The 16,100-nt window shown below is 35.8% G+C and carries 15 protein-coding genes; 12 read left to right on the top strand and 3 right to left on the bottom strand.

Going from position 1 to position 16,100, the window contains the following annotated elements; all coding sequences use genetic code 11:
- The first annotated feature begins 14 nt into the window (after nt 1-14).
- The 12 genes from minE (at nt 15) to DFR80_RS09750 (ending at nt 13,238) form a co-directional block, all read left to right on the top strand.
- Nucleotides 15-272: a cell division topological specificity factor MinE gene (minE, locus tag DFR80_RS09805; RefSeq protein WP_076545228.1), complete on the top strand. Its 258-nt coding sequence runs from the start codon at nt 15-17 to the stop codon at nt 270-272.
- 15 nt (nt 273-287) lie between these two features.
- Nucleotides 288-1,427, top strand: coding sequence for a rod shape-determining protein RodA (rodA, locus tag DFR80_RS09800; protein WP_076545227.1), 1,140 nt, complete (start codon nt 288-290; stop codon nt 1,425-1,427).
- Between the two features lie 16 nt (nt 1,428-1,443).
- A complete protein-coding gene (locus DFR80_RS09795; RefSeq protein WP_114489891.1) occupies nt 1,444-3,321 on the top strand; it encodes a TIGR03960 family B12-binding radical SAM protein in 1,878 nt (625 codons plus the stop codon).
- A complete protein-coding gene (locus DFR80_RS09790; RefSeq protein ID WP_076545225.1) occupies nt 3,305-4,006 on the top strand; it encodes a TIGR03936 family radical SAM-associated protein in 702 nt (233 codons plus the stop codon). Before DFR80_RS09795 ends, DFR80_RS09790 begins: the two co-directional genes overlap by 17 nt.
- Before the next feature lie 5 nt (nt 4,007-4,011).
- A complete protein-coding gene (locus DFR80_RS09785) occupies nt 4,012-5,694 on the top strand; it encodes an Rne/Rng family ribonuclease (RefSeq protein ID WP_076545224.1) in 1,683 nt (560 codons plus the stop codon).
- 223 nt (nt 5,695-5,917) lie between these two features.
- Nucleotides 5,918-6,229 (top strand): 50S ribosomal protein L21, encoded by a 312-nt coding sequence (gene rplU, locus DFR80_RS09780; protein ID WP_076545223.1) that lies wholly within the window; start codon nt 5,918-5,920, stop codon nt 6,227-6,229.
- A gap of 92 nt (nt 6,230-6,321) precedes the next feature.
- Complete coding sequence (gene rpmA, locus DFR80_RS09775; RefSeq protein WP_076545222.1) at nt 6,322-6,600, top strand: 50S ribosomal protein L27; 279 nt, start codon at nt 6,322-6,324, stop codon at nt 6,598-6,600.
- A 150-nt stretch (nt 6,601-6,750) separates the two neighbouring features.
- The gene (gene obgE / locus DFR80_RS09770) at nt 6,751-8,022 is read left to right on the top strand and encodes a GTPase ObgE (RefSeq protein WP_114489890.1); all 1,272 of its coding nucleotides are present in this window, start codon (nt 6,751-6,753) and stop codon (nt 8,020-8,022) included.
- Nucleotides 8,023-8,093: 71 nt separating this feature from the next.
- Complete coding sequence (yhbY, locus tag DFR80_RS09765) at nt 8,094-8,381, top strand: ribosome assembly RNA-binding protein YhbY (RefSeq protein WP_076545220.1); 288 nt, start codon at nt 8,094-8,096, stop codon at nt 8,379-8,381.
- A 44-nt stretch (nt 8,382-8,425) separates the two neighbouring features.
- Entirely contained in the window at nt 8,426-9,304 is an 879-nt protein-coding gene (locus DFR80_RS09760; protein WP_076545219.1) for a DegV family protein, read from the top strand.
- 42 nt (nt 9,305-9,346) lie between these two features.
- Nucleotides 9,347-11,281: a ribosomal protection-like ABC-F family protein gene (abc-f, locus tag DFR80_RS09755; protein ID WP_114489889.1), complete on the top strand. Its 1,935-nt coding sequence runs from the start codon at nt 9,347-9,349 to the stop codon at nt 11,279-11,281.
- Nucleotides 11,282-11,339: 58 nt separating this feature from the next.
- Nucleotides 11,340-13,238 (top strand): HD domain-containing phosphohydrolase, encoded by a 1,899-nt coding sequence (locus tag DFR80_RS09750; protein ID WP_114489888.1) that lies wholly within the window; start codon nt 11,340-11,342, stop codon nt 13,236-13,238.
- A gap of 114 nt (nt 13,239-13,352) precedes the next feature.
- Here DFR80_RS09750 and DFR80_RS09745 read toward each other — a convergent pair whose 3' ends face one another.
- The 3 genes from DFR80_RS09745 to nadE form a co-directional block, all read right to left on the bottom strand.
- On the bottom strand, nt 13,353-13,691 hold the full coding sequence (locus DFR80_RS09745; RefSeq protein ID WP_076545216.1) for a P-II family nitrogen regulator: 339 nt from the start codon (nt 13,689-13,691) through the stop codon (nt 13,353-13,355).
- 14 nt (nt 13,692-13,705) lie between these two features.
- Complete coding sequence (locus tag DFR80_RS09740) at nt 13,706-15,046, bottom strand: ammonium transporter (protein WP_076545215.1); 1,341 nt, start codon at nt 15,044-15,046, stop codon at nt 13,706-13,708.
- Nucleotides 15,047-15,156: 110 nt separating this feature from the next.
- Nucleotides 15,157-15,942 (bottom strand): NAD(+) synthase, encoded by a 786-nt coding sequence (gene nadE, locus DFR80_RS09735; RefSeq protein WP_076545214.1) that lies wholly within the window; start codon nt 15,940-15,942, stop codon nt 15,157-15,159.
- Nucleotides 15,943-16,100: the final 158 nt, after the last annotated feature.

Below are 16,100 nucleotides of genomic sequence, written 5' to 3'. Positions count from 1 at the left end.
AGGGGGGGAGTAAAATCGATATATTAAAATGGCTCGGTTTAAAAAGTGATGACAAAAAAAGTAAGAGTGTAGCAAAGGAAAGATTACAATTTGTTCTTGTTCAGGATAGAGTAAAATTAACTCCAGATGAAATGGATGCAATGCGTGATGAACTGATAGGTGTCTTAAGTAAATATATAGATGTTGATTCTCAAAAGATTGAGATGGATGTTAAGCGTGAGGATGATATGACAGCCTTAGTTGCGAATTTCCCCCTCAAGGGTTCAAAATAGAGGGGTTGCTCCAATATGAACTGGAATAAAAAATTCCTGCGATATTTGAATTTTAATGTACCACTGGCGGTAATACTTTTGATTATAATTGGTTTTGTCAGCATAAGTTCTGCTGTTGAAATCAATCAAGTTGACAGTGGTGCCTTAAGATTTTTACAGAAACAGGCAGTCTCAGTTGTACTGGGGCTGCTAGTCGTTTTTATTCTGCAGGCTTTTGATTATAAAATTTTTAAAGAATATGCAGCTATTATTTATATTTTGATGCTGCTGATGCTGACTGCAACTATCTTTTTAGGTCAGGGTGTATCCGGAGGAGCTCACTGGATCAGCATTGGAGCTTTTAATCTCCAGACTTCAGAATTATCAAAAATTATGTTAATTCTGGTTCTGGCTGCTGTAATTGATAACAATTCTGATGACATGGGATACTTAAAAGGAATGTTTTTACCGTCAGTTACAGCATTTATACCTTTTGTGCTGGTGATTTTACAGAATGACCTGGGAACAGCTCTGGTTTTATTTTTTATTTATTTAGTGATGCTTTTTGCAGGTGGTGGTAATTTAAAGTATATGGCAGCAGTTTTTGGAGGTGGTTTTTTATTTATTGTTTTACTGATAACCGCTCATGTTATGCTGGATACTCCACTTCCTTTTTTAAAAGAATATCAGTTAAATAGATTAATTGTATTTATTAATCCTAATATAGATCCTCACGGCAGTGGTTATAATATCATTCAATCAATTATTGCTCTTGGTTCAGGTAGGACATTTGGTAAAGGGCTTTTTGCCGGAACTCAAAATCAGCTTAATTTTTTACCGGAGAAACATACAGATTTTATCTTTTCGGTAATTGGAGAGGAGTTTGGTTTTCTGGGTTCAGCAGTTGTAATACTCTTGTTTTTATATTTACTCTGGCAGTTTTTAAATATAGCAGAAAATGCCAGAGACCGCTATGGATATCTGGTTGTAATAGGTGTAATGGCAATGTTTTTATTTCATGTTTTAGAAAATGTAGGTATGACAATGGGAATTATGCCCATTACAGGTATTCCACTGCCCTTTATCAGCTATGGAGGAACTTTTATGCTTACCTCTCTAACTGCAGTGGCAATAGTTATAAATGTAAACTTAAGAAAAAATAAATTAATGTTTTAAATTATGAGGTGGTTTTTTGCAGTATAAGAAAAAAATTATAGAAAATTTATATAAAATATCCAGTCCGGAACGCTACACAGGTAATGAATGGAATTCAATTAGCAAGGACTGGGAACCAGAAAAACTTAAGGTAGCTCTAGCTTTTCCTGATGTCTATGAGATTGGTATGTCACATCTGGGGCTAAAAATTTTATATCATTTAATTAACAGAGAGGATAATATGCTGGCTGAAAGAGTTTATGCACCCTGGCAGGATATGGAGGATTTAATGAAAAAAGAGGATATTCCTCTTTACACTTTGGAGTCCTATCATGAAATAAAAGATTTTGATATTTTAGGTTTTACTTTACAGTATGAAATGAGCTATACCAACATTTTAAATATGCTTGATTTAAGTGGGATTTCTATTTATGCTGATAAAAGAGAGGAAGATGATCCTCTAATAATTGCCGGTGGCTCAACTGTATTTAATTCTGAACCAATAGCAGAGTTTATTGATCTCTTTTTTGTTGGTGAGGCAGAGTCATTTATAATAGATCTTTTAAATAAATACAAGCAGTTAAAAGCTGAGGGTTTAAGTAAAAACAAAATTTTAAATAATTTAAGTAAAATACCTGGAGTTTATGTTCCGTCACTCTATAGTGAAGAGTATGGAGAGCGGGGTGAGGTTTTGTCCCTAAATTCAGCTGCTGGCGTAAAGGGGAAAGTAAAAAAACAGGTGGTTCAGAATCTAGACCAGGCCTTTTATCCAACCGATTTTATAGTTCCTTATCGGGATACAGTGCACGAAAGAGTTGTTTTAGAAATTTCCAGAGGCTGTACCAGAAGCTGCAGATTTTGTGCGGCTGGTATGGCTTATAGACCAGTAAGAGAAAGAAGTGTTGAGCGCTTAATAGAGCTGGCAGATAAAGCCTTAAAAGCAACCGGATATGATGAGATTTCTCTTACTTCGCTCAGTACTATTGATTATACTGAAGCAAAACAATTGGTTCAAAAAATGACAGAAAGATTTAGTGACAAAATGATTAGTGTTTCTTTATCTTCACTAAGAGTAGATAAATTTTCGGTTGCTCTGGCAGAGGAAGTTAATAAAGTTAGAAAAACAGGTTTAACCTTTGCACCTGAGGCAGGAACCCAGCGTTTAAGAAATGTTATCAATAAAAACATTAGTGAAGAAGATATTTATAGTGCGGCTCGCTCTGCTTTTGAAAATGGATGGTCTAAAATAAAGTTATATTTTATGATTGGACTGCCCACCGAAACTATGGAAGATATTAGGGGTATTGCCGAGATGGCTAAAAAGATAAGAAATATTGGTCAGGAAGTTCGTCGTAACACTAAAAAGAGAATGCGTCGAATTGAAGTTTCTGTCAGTGTCTCAACTTTTGTACCTAAAGTTTTTACTCCTTTTCAGTGGCATAAGATGGATGATATAGAAACAATTATTCAAAAACATGATTACTTACGGGATAATATTAAAGGAAGAAGTTTTTCTTTTAGCTGGAATGATCCCGAACTATCAAGACTGGAAGGTGTTCTTGCCAGAGGTGACAGAAGACTCTCAGCGGTAATCGAATCTGCCTGGAAAAAAGGGAGCCGTTTTGAAGGATGGCATGAGTGTTTTGAGCCAAGAATATGGGGAGAGGCATTTAGGGAAAATGAGATTGATCCCGAAAATTATCTTAGAGAAAGAGGAGAAGAAGAAATTTTTTCCTGGGAAAAACTTGATATAGGAATTCCTAAATCTTTTTTACTGAAAGAATATCAAAACGCTTATCAGGAAGTACTAATAGATGATTGTAGATTTGCTGACTGTCATGGTTGTGCAATCTGTGGTAATTTTGAAGTTGATCTAGAGTTAGTAGGTGGTGGCACAGATGAATTACAGAATTAAATTTGCTAAACTTGAAGATTTAATGTATATTTCACATCTGGAAGTTATTAAAACATTAAGAAGGATTATCAGAAGAGCAGAACTTCCGGCAGCTTTTTCGCAGGGTTATAATCCCCGGATCAATCTTGCTATTGGTCCTCCACTTGCAGTGGGTTTAATCAGTAAAGGTGAGTATTTTGACCTTGAGCTGACGGAAGAATTGGAGGCCGAGGAGCTGTTGTCAAAATTAAACTCTGTCTCACCTGATCATTTAAAATTTTTAAAGGCTGTAGCAGTACCTGATGATATTAGATCTCTTTCATCTTTAGTTGATACTGCTATCTATACCATTAATTTTGAGTATACAGAAGCTAAAAGTTTAGAGACAGAAAAGGAAATGTTAGAAGAATTTATGAGTCAGGACGAAATAATGATTATCAGACACAGAAGAAAAAAAGAAGACAGAAAAATAGATTTAAAGAAAAGAATATTTTCTGCAGAGATAACAGATAAAAATAAATGGAAATTTGCAGTTGTTACAGGGAGTAGAGGAAATGTAAGGCCGGAGGAGCTCAATCGAGCTCTAAGGGACAAATATTCAAAAATAGAAGAATTTTCTCCTCTGCAGGTTGTTAGAGAGGGAGTATTTGTGAGAGATGGAGAAAGTTTTGATCCTCCCTATGCAGAAAAATTCATTGGGAGTTGAGATAGATGAGCAGACAAATAATAATTAATTCGGAATACAGAGAAAGAAGAGCAGCTTTATTAAATAATAATTCTTTAGAAGATTTATTTTTTGAAAGAGATACCTATCATAAAATTGCAGGTAATGTTTATCGTGGACGAGTGCAGGATGTTCTGCCTGGTATGCAGGCAGCGTTTGTTGACATTGGTATTGCCCGTAATGCCTTTATCCATTTAAATGATTTGTATCCTATTTTAAGTAGTGAGCAGAAAAAGAAGTTAAGTCAGAAAAATTTAAATATTAAACATGTACTGCAGCCAGGACAGTGGTTGATGGTTCAGGTTGTTAAAGAACCAATGGGTACTAAAGGGGCAAAGGTTACCTGTAAGATTTCGATCCCGGGTAGATTTTTTGTTTATATTCCATCCGACAATAAAATTGGAATTTCCCGCAGAATTAATGATGATGGTGAAAGAGGACGTTTAAAATCAATTGCTCAGGATTTAAAGAATGGAAAAGAAGGGCTGATTATTCGGACAAATGCCCATGATGAAAGTTATACTAAGCTGCAGAATGATTATAATTTTTTATCGGGAACCTGGAAAAGAATTCGTAACGATTTTTTTCAAAAAAATGATATAGATATTCTTTATCAGGAAGAAGATTTACTCAAAAATTTAATTAGAGATTATTTAGATGAAAATATTGATCGAGTAGTAGTAGATGATAAAAAAGATTACCAGCGTTTAATTGATCTTACATCGGTTTTTGCACCTGACTTAAAAAATAGAATAGCACTTTATCAGCGTAATATACCTATTTTAGCAGCTTATAATATCGAAAAAGAAATAGAAAGCTTGTTGCAGCGTAAGGTCTGGCTAAAATCAGGTGGTTATCTGGTAATTGATCAGACAGAAGCTTTAGTCTCAATAGATATTAATACCGGTAAATTTACCGGTAAGAAAAATCTGCAGGATACAATAGTAAAAACTAATAAAGAAGCGGTTTCGGAGATTGCCCGCCAGATTAAATTAAGGGATATTGGTGGGATAATAATTATTGACTTTATTGATATGAATAACCATTCTGATCAGCAGTCAGTAACTGATCTGCTGGCAAATGAGCTGGAAAAGGATAGAACTAAGACTTCTATTTTAGGTTTTACACAGCTTGGTCTGCTGGAGATGACCCGCAAAAAAGTTCGAGAAGGTTTTGGATCATTGATGCAGAAAGACTGTCCTGTCTGTGGAGGAACTGGTAAAGTTCTATCAGAGTCCACTGTTGCCATGAAGGTTATACGTAAAATTGATGAGATAACAAGCCGCAAAAAATATCCTGCTGTTTCTTTAGAACTACATCCGGAAGTAGCAGCTGTTTTAATTGGAGCTGGTGGAGAAAAGCTGCAGGAACTGGAAAATAAGTTTGGTATTGATATTTTTATCAGCGGCAATGCAGAGCTTAAATATGAGGATATGGTAATTGAAAAAGGAAGCAAAGAAGATCTTCAACCTGAAGTTTTAGATCTGGATGCCGGGGATAGAATAAGCGTAAAGATTGAGGATCAGCATGCCAGTAACGAAAATGCTGGTATTGCAAGAATAGATGGGTACATTATTATTGTTAATGGTGCCGGGAATATGGTAGATAATGAAGTTGAAATTATAATTGATGATATGCATCGCACCTATGCTAGAGCTCATCTGGCTTAATTTAGATAGCAATTTTTTCTGGATATTTATTAATGATTAATAATTTAATCATTTTAGCGAATCCCTTGACTCTGAAGCCGATTTATGCTAGAATTTATATCTGGAGTTATTTATCCAGCCTTCGTTTTGAAGGTGCCAAAACCGCACGGTACAGGTAGTAAAATCTCTTGCAATAAAGGGTGCCTCATCCGGCGAGTCTGAGGTAAGGGAGGTGTAACATATAATGTACGCTATTATTAAAACTGGCGGTAAACAGTACCGCGTTGAAGAGGGTCAGATTATTAAAATTGAAAAGCTTTCTGCTGAGGAAGGCGAAAATGTAGAATTTGATCAGGTTTTAGCTTTATCTGATGATAATGGTTTTAAAGCAGGTTCTCCACTTGTAGATGGAGCTTCTGTAAAAGGAAAGGTAATCGAACAGGGTAAAAATAAAAAGATTGTCGTTTTCAAATACAAACCAAAGATCAGATACCGCAAGAAAACTGGTCACAGACAGCCTTACACTAAGGTTTTAATCGAAGACATTAATGCTTAATTTATCTTATAGATAAGCAGAAATATTAACTTTTAAGTTAGTATTTAACTTTAAAATTTTTAAAAATTTATTTTCTAAGGGGGTGGAGTTAAATGTCCCAGAAGAAGGGTGTTGGTAGTTCCCGGAATGGTCGTGATAGTGAATCGAAACGACTTGGTGTTAAGGAATTCGACGGCGAATTCGTATCAGCTGGTAGTATTTTAGTACGTCAGAGAGGTACTAAATTCAAGCCAGGTTTAAATGTTGGCCGCGGTAGTGATGATACTTTATTCTCCAAGGTTGACGGTTATGTTAAATTTGAAAGAAAAGGTAAAAAGAATCGTCAGATCAGTGTATATACAGAAGATCAGGTAGCAGCTATTGCTAACTAATATTATTGTATAATATCCCTCAGTGCTTTAGGTGCTGAGGGTTTTTTGCTGTTTAATATTTCTGTGATTTTAGGACTTAAATTGCAATTTAAGTCTGCAATTTAAGTTAAACTATTTAATAATTAGCTTTTAAAAACGGAGGTGAATTTGATGTTTATAGATGAAGTAGAATTTAAGGTTAAAGCCGGTGATGGAGGCCACGGTGTAGTCAGTTTTCGTCGCGAAAAATATATTGATCAGGGAGGACCTGATGGCGGTGATGGTGGAGATGGCGGCAGTATTATTCTCAGAGTTGACGAGGGAATGAATACACTTGCAGATTACCGCTACAATAATATTTACAAAGCTGATCGCGGTCAGAACGGTCAGGGTAAAAAAATGCACGGAAAAAATGGAGAAGATCTCTACCTTGAAGTTCCACCGGGTACAATGGTTTATGATGCAGATACTGATCAGTTTCTTGCTGATTTAAAAGAAGCAGGAGATGAGTATACAATTGCAGAAGGTGGAAAAGGTGGTAAAGGAAATGCCAGATTTAAAAAATCAACCCGTAAAGCTCCCCGTTTTTCTGAAAATGGGGCTAAGGGTGAGCTGCGTAAAGTGCGATTGGAGCTTAAAGTTCTTGCTGATGTAGGCCTGGTCGGCTATCCGAATGTAGGGAAATCAACTTTGATTTCTCAGGTTTCGCATGCTAAGCCGAAGATTGATTCCTATCATTTTACAACCTTACATCCCAATCTGGGGGTTGTCAGGTATGGTGAGTATCAATCATTTGTTATGGCAGATATACCAGGTATAATAGAAGGAGCACATCAGGGAACAGGACTTGGTGATGAATTTTTAAAACATCTGGAAAGAACAAGGCTTTTGGTTCATGTAATTGATGTTTCTGGAATTGAGGACAGAGATCCTCTCGAAGATTTTGAAAAAATTAATAATGAGCTCAATAAATACAATGATTATCTTGCTTCCCTAGAACAGGTTATAGCTCTAAATAAAATTGATCTTGAGGAAGGAAGACAGAATATAGAAACCGTAAAATCTGAATTAAATGATCGCGGCTACAGTGTTTTTCCAATTTCTGCTGCAACTGGTGAGGGCTGTCAGCCCTTAATTTATCATCTGGGACAGCGTCTGGAAGAACTGCCAGAAAGAGAAATCGAAAAAGAGGAAGAGGTAGTAATCAGACCGGATTTTGTTGACGAATTATATATAGATAAGTTAAATAAAGATAAATATGAGATTAGAGGAACTCTGCTGGATTCCTATCTGGAAAAAACTGATTTCAATAATGATGCAGCTGTCCAGAGATTGATGAGGGTTTTAAAGCATTATGGCTTAAATGATATGATGGAAAAAGAAGGTGTCAAAGAAGGAGACACAGTAGTTATCGGTCCTCTGGAATTTGATTATGTGGAGTAAATTAATTCTAAATGTGATAATTTAGTGAAATATAGTATAAATAATTATTTAATAGGAAAGAAGGTGATATAATGTTATCAGGTAAAAATAGAAGTTATCTTAGAGGTGAGGCAAATTCTCTCGATCCTGTAGTGCACGTTGGTAAAGATGGAATTACAGAAGCAGTAATTGAACAATTAGATGCTGCTTTAGAAGATCATGAGCTGTTAAAAATTAGAATTTTAGAAAGTACAGGACGAACAACTCGTTCTGCAGCTGAGGAACTGGCCACAGCAACCGGTGCTGATGTAGTGCAGGTTATTGGAGGTATTGCAGTTTTATTCCGCCAGCGTGATGAAGATTCAAATTTTAAACTTTAAATAACAATTAAACCCGGGGGAGAGTTTCACAGGGAGGAATTTTTATGTCAAAAGTTAAAATAATAACAGATAGCTGTTCTGATTTGCCAGCAGAAATTGTGGACAGTTATGATATTGATTTTTTAAGTATAGAAGTTAACATTAATAACAGAGTTTATTATGATCGCGCTGATTTGCAGCCAGAAGATTTTTATAATTTGATTGAAAAAGAGACTGATGTACCCCGAACATCCAGAATTACTCCGGGCAAATTTTTGGAAGTCTATAAAAAAGGTCTGGCAGAATATGAACAGCTGCTGGTAATTGCTTTCTCTTCTAAATTAAGCGGTATTTTAGAATCAGCTGTATTGGCCAAAAATGAACTGAACAGCGAACAGGAGCGGATTAAAATTATTGACTCCAGAGCGGCTTCTGTGGGACAGGGGCTTTTAGTTTATCAGGCTGCAAAATGGCTGCAGCAGGGAAGAAATTTAGAAACAGTTGTCCAGAATTTAATGGATGATGCTTCTCGACTTGAACATATTTTTGCCGTTGGCGATCTGGAGATGTTAAAGCGTGGTGGCAGAATTTCTAAAACAAAAGCTGTGATGGCCAGTGTTTTGAATATTAAACCAATACTCCATATTCAGGATGGTCAAATCTTACCTCATGATAAAGTCAGAGGAAAAAAAAGAATGATTTCTTATCTATTAAATGAAATTGAGAAGAAGGCTGATCAACCTGAATCGCAAATTATTGCTTTAACTTACTCGCAGAATAAAGAATATGCCTTAAAATTAAAAGATCAAATTGAATCTAGATTTAAACCCCAGGAAATATTTATCAGTGAGATTGGTGCTGCTGTAGGGTCTCACGCTGGACCGGGAACCCTGGCAGTTGTTTTTAAAAATAGCAAAAAAGTTGCAGATCCGGAATTATACTAAATTATATTCTTAAATAAAGTAAAGAGAAAAGTGTGATTAGAGATGGCTATTTTAAATATTAATAATTTAAAAAAAGAATATGGAATTGAAACAGTACTCAAAGATTTTTCACTAAATGTAAATCAGGGAGAATCGGTGGCTTTGATTGGCCCTAATGGTTCTGGTAAGACAACAATTTTTAAAATCATTACTGGTCAGGAACATCTTTCTGAGGGAACAGTTTCGGTTAGAAATGATATTGAGGTTGGCTATCTTGATCAACTTCCTGATTTTAATTCTGAACTCACAATTTATCAGGAATTGGAAAAAGTATTTGCAGAAGTAAAAAAACAGATTAAAGAAATGAAACGACTGGAAGATAAAATTGCTCACCACGGTAAAAAAGCCGAAGAATCTAAATCCCACTCTAATAATCTTAAAGCCACTATGAGTAAATACAGTGCTTTACAGCAGGAATTCGAAAAAGGTATTGGTTATGAATATCAGAGTAAAATTCGTCAGGTTGCAGCTGGTATGGGCTTTGATGAAGAAGAAATCCAGGCAAAAACTTTAGATCAGTTGAGTGGTGGAGAAAAAACACGAGTTGGCCTGGCTAAATTACTTTTAATGGAACCTGATTTGCTGCTTTTAGATGAGCCCACGAATCATCTTGACTTAAAATCTGTAGAATGGCTGGAAAATTATCTTAATTCTTATCTGGGTAGTCTTTTGATTATTTCTCATGACCGTTATTTTCTGGATAATACTATTGAGAGAATAGTAGAGATTAAAAATGGTAAAAATGAGGATTACAGCGGTAATTACAGTTATTATCAAAAAGAACGAAAACGCCGGTATGAACAGCGTCTGCGAGAATATAAAAATCAGCAAAAGAAAATTAAGGAGCTAGAAGATGCGATAGAACAGCTTTATATTTGGGGTCGCTCTCGTGATAGCGAAAAAATGTTTAAAAGAGCAAAAGCGATGGAAAAAAGGTTGGAAAGAATTGACAGATTGGAAAAACCCCGTCTTAAAGGCAGAAAGATGAAGCTGGAACTGGATACTCAAATTAGAGGTGGAGATGATGTTTTATTTGTAGAGGATTTAAGCAAAAGTTTTGCTGATTTGAAACTTTTTGATAATTTAAATTTTGAGCTTCACCGCACTGATAGGGCGGCTATTATTGGTGATAACGGAACCGGAAAATCTACTATTTCACGTATTATTATGGGAGAAATCAATTCGGATCAGGGGAGAGTAAAGATTGGTACCAATGTCTATCCTGCCTATTATCGACAGGAATTTGAAGGATTTAATCCTGAAGATGATCTGATTAGTGCTCTCCAGAGAGAAACAGCTGTTACCAATTCTCAGGCAAGAGATATGCTGGCTTCCTTTTTGTTTACTGGAGAAGATGTTTTTAAAAAAGTAAAACAGCTAAGTGGTGGCGAAAAAAGTAGATTACGTCTGCTGCAGCTGATGAGTGGTAATTATAATTTTTTAATTTTAGATGAGCCAACCAACCATCTAGATCTGGCTTCCCGTGAGGTACTGGAAGAAGCGCTGCAGGATTATCCAGGTACAGTTTTGATTGTTTCTCATGATCGCTATTTTTTGGATAAGGTTGTTGATTATATTTATGAACTTGAAGAAAAGAAATTAAATAAATATTTAGGTGATTACAGTTATTATAAAGAAAAAAAACAGCAGCAAGTTTCTACAGAACAGCAAAAAGAACAGCAGCAAAAAAGCGAGGGAAAACTTGATTATGAGGCACAAAAAGAAGCCCGAAGTCAGGAGTTGAGAAGGCAAAAAAAATTGGAAGAGCTTGAATCTGAAATAGAAAAACTGGAAAAAGAACTTTCACTTCTGGAAACAGAGATGACTGCTGAAAAAAATATTGATGATTATGAACTTCTGCAGCAGTTAAAAGATGATTATCATACTAAAAATAAGAGACTGGAAGAGTTGTATGAGGAGTGGGAACAGCTAATTTAAATTAAACTGAGCATTATGTCGGAATGGGAACCGAATTTTAAAATGTGAGGTAGGGATAATGGAGGATATTTTAGATAAAATAAAAATTAAGGTTGATAATATTAAGATTGCTGAAACTGTTATGCAGCAGTGGCAGCAGTTGTTGGATTTATTGATGGATTTTTCAGAAGCTCAGGACGCACTGATTACCAGCTATCAGGAACCATATTTGCGAATAGAAAAAGGAAGTTCCAATCCAGATAATATTTTTTCTGAGGGTGATCGTTTTAAAGTTGAACAGCTTTATTGTAATCAGGTTATTGATAAGAAAACAGCTCTCGAAATCAACAATGCAGCCAGTATAAAAAAATGGCAGAATTCAATTTATCTGGAAAAGGGTTTAATTGCTTATCTGGGTTATCCGATTTTATGGCCCACGGGCGAGATTTATGGTACAGTTTGTCTCCACGCAAATCAGCAGCTAGTTTTTGCTGATTTAGTAAAAAAACAGCTTGGGTTTATAAAAAATTTGATTGAAAGTGATCTGGAGATAATATATCAAAATCATTTAAATATTAGTCTTAGAAAATATTATGCAGAATTAATTGATAATTTACCTGTGGGAGTTATGATTGAAGATCAAAATGGGAAAATTTTAAAGGTTAATAAGGCAATGGAGAAAATTAGTGGCTATGCAAGAGAAGAACTTTTAAAAAGCACAGTCTTTGAAACTGTAGTTCCGGAAGAGCAGGAGCATATAGCTAGAGAAAATATTAAAAAAATTCTGAATGGGGAGCTGATGATTCATGAACTTCCCTCAGCTAACCGCAGAGGAGAAGAAAGATTTATCAGGCTTCAGGAAAGAAAAATAACATTGCCCAACAATGAAGAAGGAATTATTTCAATTCAGAGTGACATTACTGATAAAATTCAAAATGCAGAAAAAATTAAATATGCAAGTTATCATGATAGTCTTACAGATCTTTATAATCGTTCCTATCTTGAAAATAAAATCCAGGATCTGAATCAGAAAAACAAATATCCAGTTTCATTGATTATGGCAGATTTAAATGGATTAAAACTGGTTAATGATACATATGGTCATAATGAGGGAGACAGATTACTAAAAAAAATGGCTGCCATTTTAAAAGATAGCTGTCGTGATAATGATTTGATTGCCCGCTGGGGTGGAGATGAATTTGTTATTCTGCTACCTCAAACTGACGGAGAAGCAGCAAAAAATATAGTAGCCCGGATTAATAAAAAAATTGCCAATACATTTTTAGAATTTGAGGATGGCAGCAGACTACCACTTTCTGCAGCTCTTGGTTATGGGGTAAAAAAGCATTATTTTGAGGATATTTTTGAAATTTTAACTGACGCTGAATCTCAGATGTATAAAAATAAACTGACAGAGAGCAGAAGTATTAAAAGTAATATTTTAAACACCCTTTTAAAAACTTTAAGCGAAAAAAGTCAGGAAACTTCCAGTCATTCTAATAGAATGGCTGATCTAGCCTGTAAACTTGCTCAAAAAATTGCTTTGAGTCAGACTGAAATTAATAAGTTAACTCTTATTGCTAAATTACATGATATAGGAAAGACGGTAATTCCAGAAAAAATATTAAATAAAAAAGATCAGTTGACAGCAGCTGAATGGAAGGAAATTCAGACCCATCCAGCAGTCGGCCATCGGGTTTTAAATGCAACTGAGGAATTTTCTCATATTTCCGAAGAGGTTTTATCTCATCACGAAAATTGGGATGGAAGTGGTTACCCGCGCGGTCTCAAAGGAAAAGAGATTCCCCTACTTGCTAGAATCATAGCAATTGTTGATGCCTATGATGTAATGACTACTGATCAGGTATACAAAGAATCAGTTTCTAAAAAAGAAGCTCTGAGAGAAATTCAGAATAAAGCCGGAAGCCAGTTTGATCCGGAACTGGCAGAGCAATTTATTGAACTTATGTCAGAGTAAAATTTTTATAATAAATGAAGAAAAACCTGCCGAGAGAAGGAAAATCAATCGGACAGGTTTTTCTTGTAGTATAATATTATTTATGTGATAGTTTAATAATATTATCAAATTTAATTAAAGAGCTACTGCACCTTCTTCGCCGGTTCTAATTCTAATTACGTTTTCGATATCAGAAATAAAGATTTTTCCATCTCCAACTTCCCCGGTTTGTACAGCTTCTTTAATCGCTTCAACAATTCTATCTACATCTGTATATTCAACAATTATTTCTACCTTTATTTTTTTACGGAGTCTAATTCGGTAAGTTACACCCCGGTAGGTTTCGGAATGTCCTTTTTGAGCTCCATAACCTTTAATTTCAGTAATGTTTAAACCACTAATTCCTATTTCCTCAAGTCTGTCAATTAATCGATCTGTTTTATCAGGTCTAATAATCGCTTCGATTCGTTTCATTTTAGCTTCCTCCTTTAATTTTGAGCTTTAATATTAACCATAAAGTCCGGATACGATTCTGCACCATGTTCTGAATAATCAAGACCTTCGATCTCATCTTCTTCGGATACTCTCAGTCCGATAACTGAATCAATTACTTTAAAAAGTACAAATCCCAGTCCAAAGGCCCAGAAGAAAACAGCGCCAACACCAATAATCTGGGTAATTAATAAATCAAATCCGCCTCCAAATAAGAGTCCGCCTTCTGTAGCAAAAAACCCAACTGCGATTGTTCCAAAAGCCCCACAGACACCGTGGACAGAAACAGCTCCAACAGGATCATCAATCTGTAATTTATCAAAAAACTCAACCGAGTAAATAACGATAATACCAGCAATTCCTCCAATGATAATAGCGGATAGGTTTCCAACAGCTGCAGTACCGGCTGTAATACCCACCAGACCAGCTAAAGCGCCATTTAGAGTCATACTAACATCAGCTTTGCCATATTTAATCCAGCTGACTATCATTGCCATAACTGCACCTGCAGCCGCCGCCAGATTAGTTGTTACTGCAATTGAGGCGATGGACAAATCGGTACCAGCTACAGTAGAACCAGGATTAAATCCAAACCAGCCAAACCAGAGAATAAAGACACCCAGAGCAGCCATTAAAAGGTTGTGTCCTGGAAGAGCATTCGCGCTACCATCTTTATTATACTTACCAATTCTGGGTCCCAGAACAATTGCTCCCGCTAAAGCAGCCCAGCCACCAACTGAATGAACAACAGTAGAACCGGCGAAATCAACAAGGCCCATTTCTGCTAACCAGCCGCCACCCCAGATCCAGTGTCCTACAACAGGATAAATAAATGCAGTAATCACAACACTGTAAGCTAAGTAGCCAGAAAAGTTAGTTCTTTCAGCCATTGCACCTGAAACAATAGTTGCTGCAGTTGCAGCAAAAACAGTCTGGAAAATGAAGAAAGCTGCAATCGGGATGTCAAGTCCTAAATTTGCAAATGTGTCCTGAAGAAAATAACCTGTATTGCCAATAAATCCATTTCCAGCTCCAAACATAAAGGCGAATCCTACTGCCCAGTAAACTAAAGAACCGGAAGCAAAGTCCATCATATTTTTCATAATTATATTACCTGCATTTTTAGCTCGGGTAAAACCGGCCTCAACCATAGCGAATCCAGCCTGCATAAAGAAAACTAAAAACGCCGCGATTAAAGTCCAGATAGTATCAATTGCAACTGAGTTGGCAGCTGCCTGATCTCCCTGGGCAAAAGCCAGCCCACTAAATAGTATTACCATCATTAATGCCGTCATAATCACCCTGAAAATATCATTACTCATTACTCTACTACTCATAATAATTTCCTCCTCGTGTTAGGTATATGTTAACTATGAGTAGATTATATATATAACTAACATAAAAAGCAAGTGATCTCAGGTTTATATAACAGTATACAGTAATTCAATTAAAAATCTGGTATTGCAGGCAGCTCTAATTTATGGCTGTTAGCGGAAGAAATTTGTTCTATCCTGGCGGCTGTTTCTGCTTCGGCTTCTCCATCTACAATATAGTAGTCAATTTCTCTATAGCTTAAGCCAATTTCATCTTCATCACTCTGTCCATCCCAGAGACCTGCCGAAGGTGCCTTGGTAATTATTTTCTGGTCAATTCCCATCTCTCGAGCCAATCCACGAACCTCAAGTTTAACTAAATTGCCTAAGGGTGCGATATCTATACCGCCATCACCAAATTTTGTAAAATAGCCAAGTTTGAGTTCACTGCGATTGTCAGTCCCTACAACTAGATAATTATTTAAATTAGCATAGAAATAAAGTAGAGTCATTCTAAGTCGGGGTTTCATATTTGCTAAAGCTAGCTTAAAATTTTCTTGGGCATCCTGCAGCTGCCGCTGACCATTAATTGCTTTTTCTAAATTAATTTCTGAATCACTATTATTTATAGTTTCTAAAAATTGCTGATATGGTTGACTTAGATTTATTTCTTTATATTTTATATTAAATTTTTCAGCATGTTTAATTGCATCAATACGATCCTCTGGACTACTCTGGCAGGGCATAATTAATCCCAGGGTATTATTCGGAAAAGCCTTTTGGCAGAGGAGAGAGGTAACTGAGGAATCAATTCCTCCGGATAGACCAATTACTGCTCCCTGACAGCCGGCTTTATTAACTTTTTCCTGGATCCATTCAACTAAATTATTTTCTATTTCTTTATAATCTCTATCTAACAATTTTAACACCTCATTTTAAGAATTTAATTAATTATCAACATGTAAATTGAGAATAAATATCTAAAAGCATTAGCCTCCCAGGAAATATTCAACTGGGAGGCCATTAATTATAGGGGAGTTATTAGTTCTTGTTTCGTACTCTTTAAAAAGTAGAAATT

Source organism: Halanaerobium sp. ST460_2HS_T2 (genome assembly GCF_003337665.1).
In the GTDB taxonomy this organism is placed as follows: Bacteria; Bacillota; Halanaerobiia; order Halanaerobiales; family Halanaerobiaceae; genus Halanaerobium; species Halanaerobium kushneri.
This window is presented reverse-complemented; position numbering and strand designations above follow the sequence as displayed.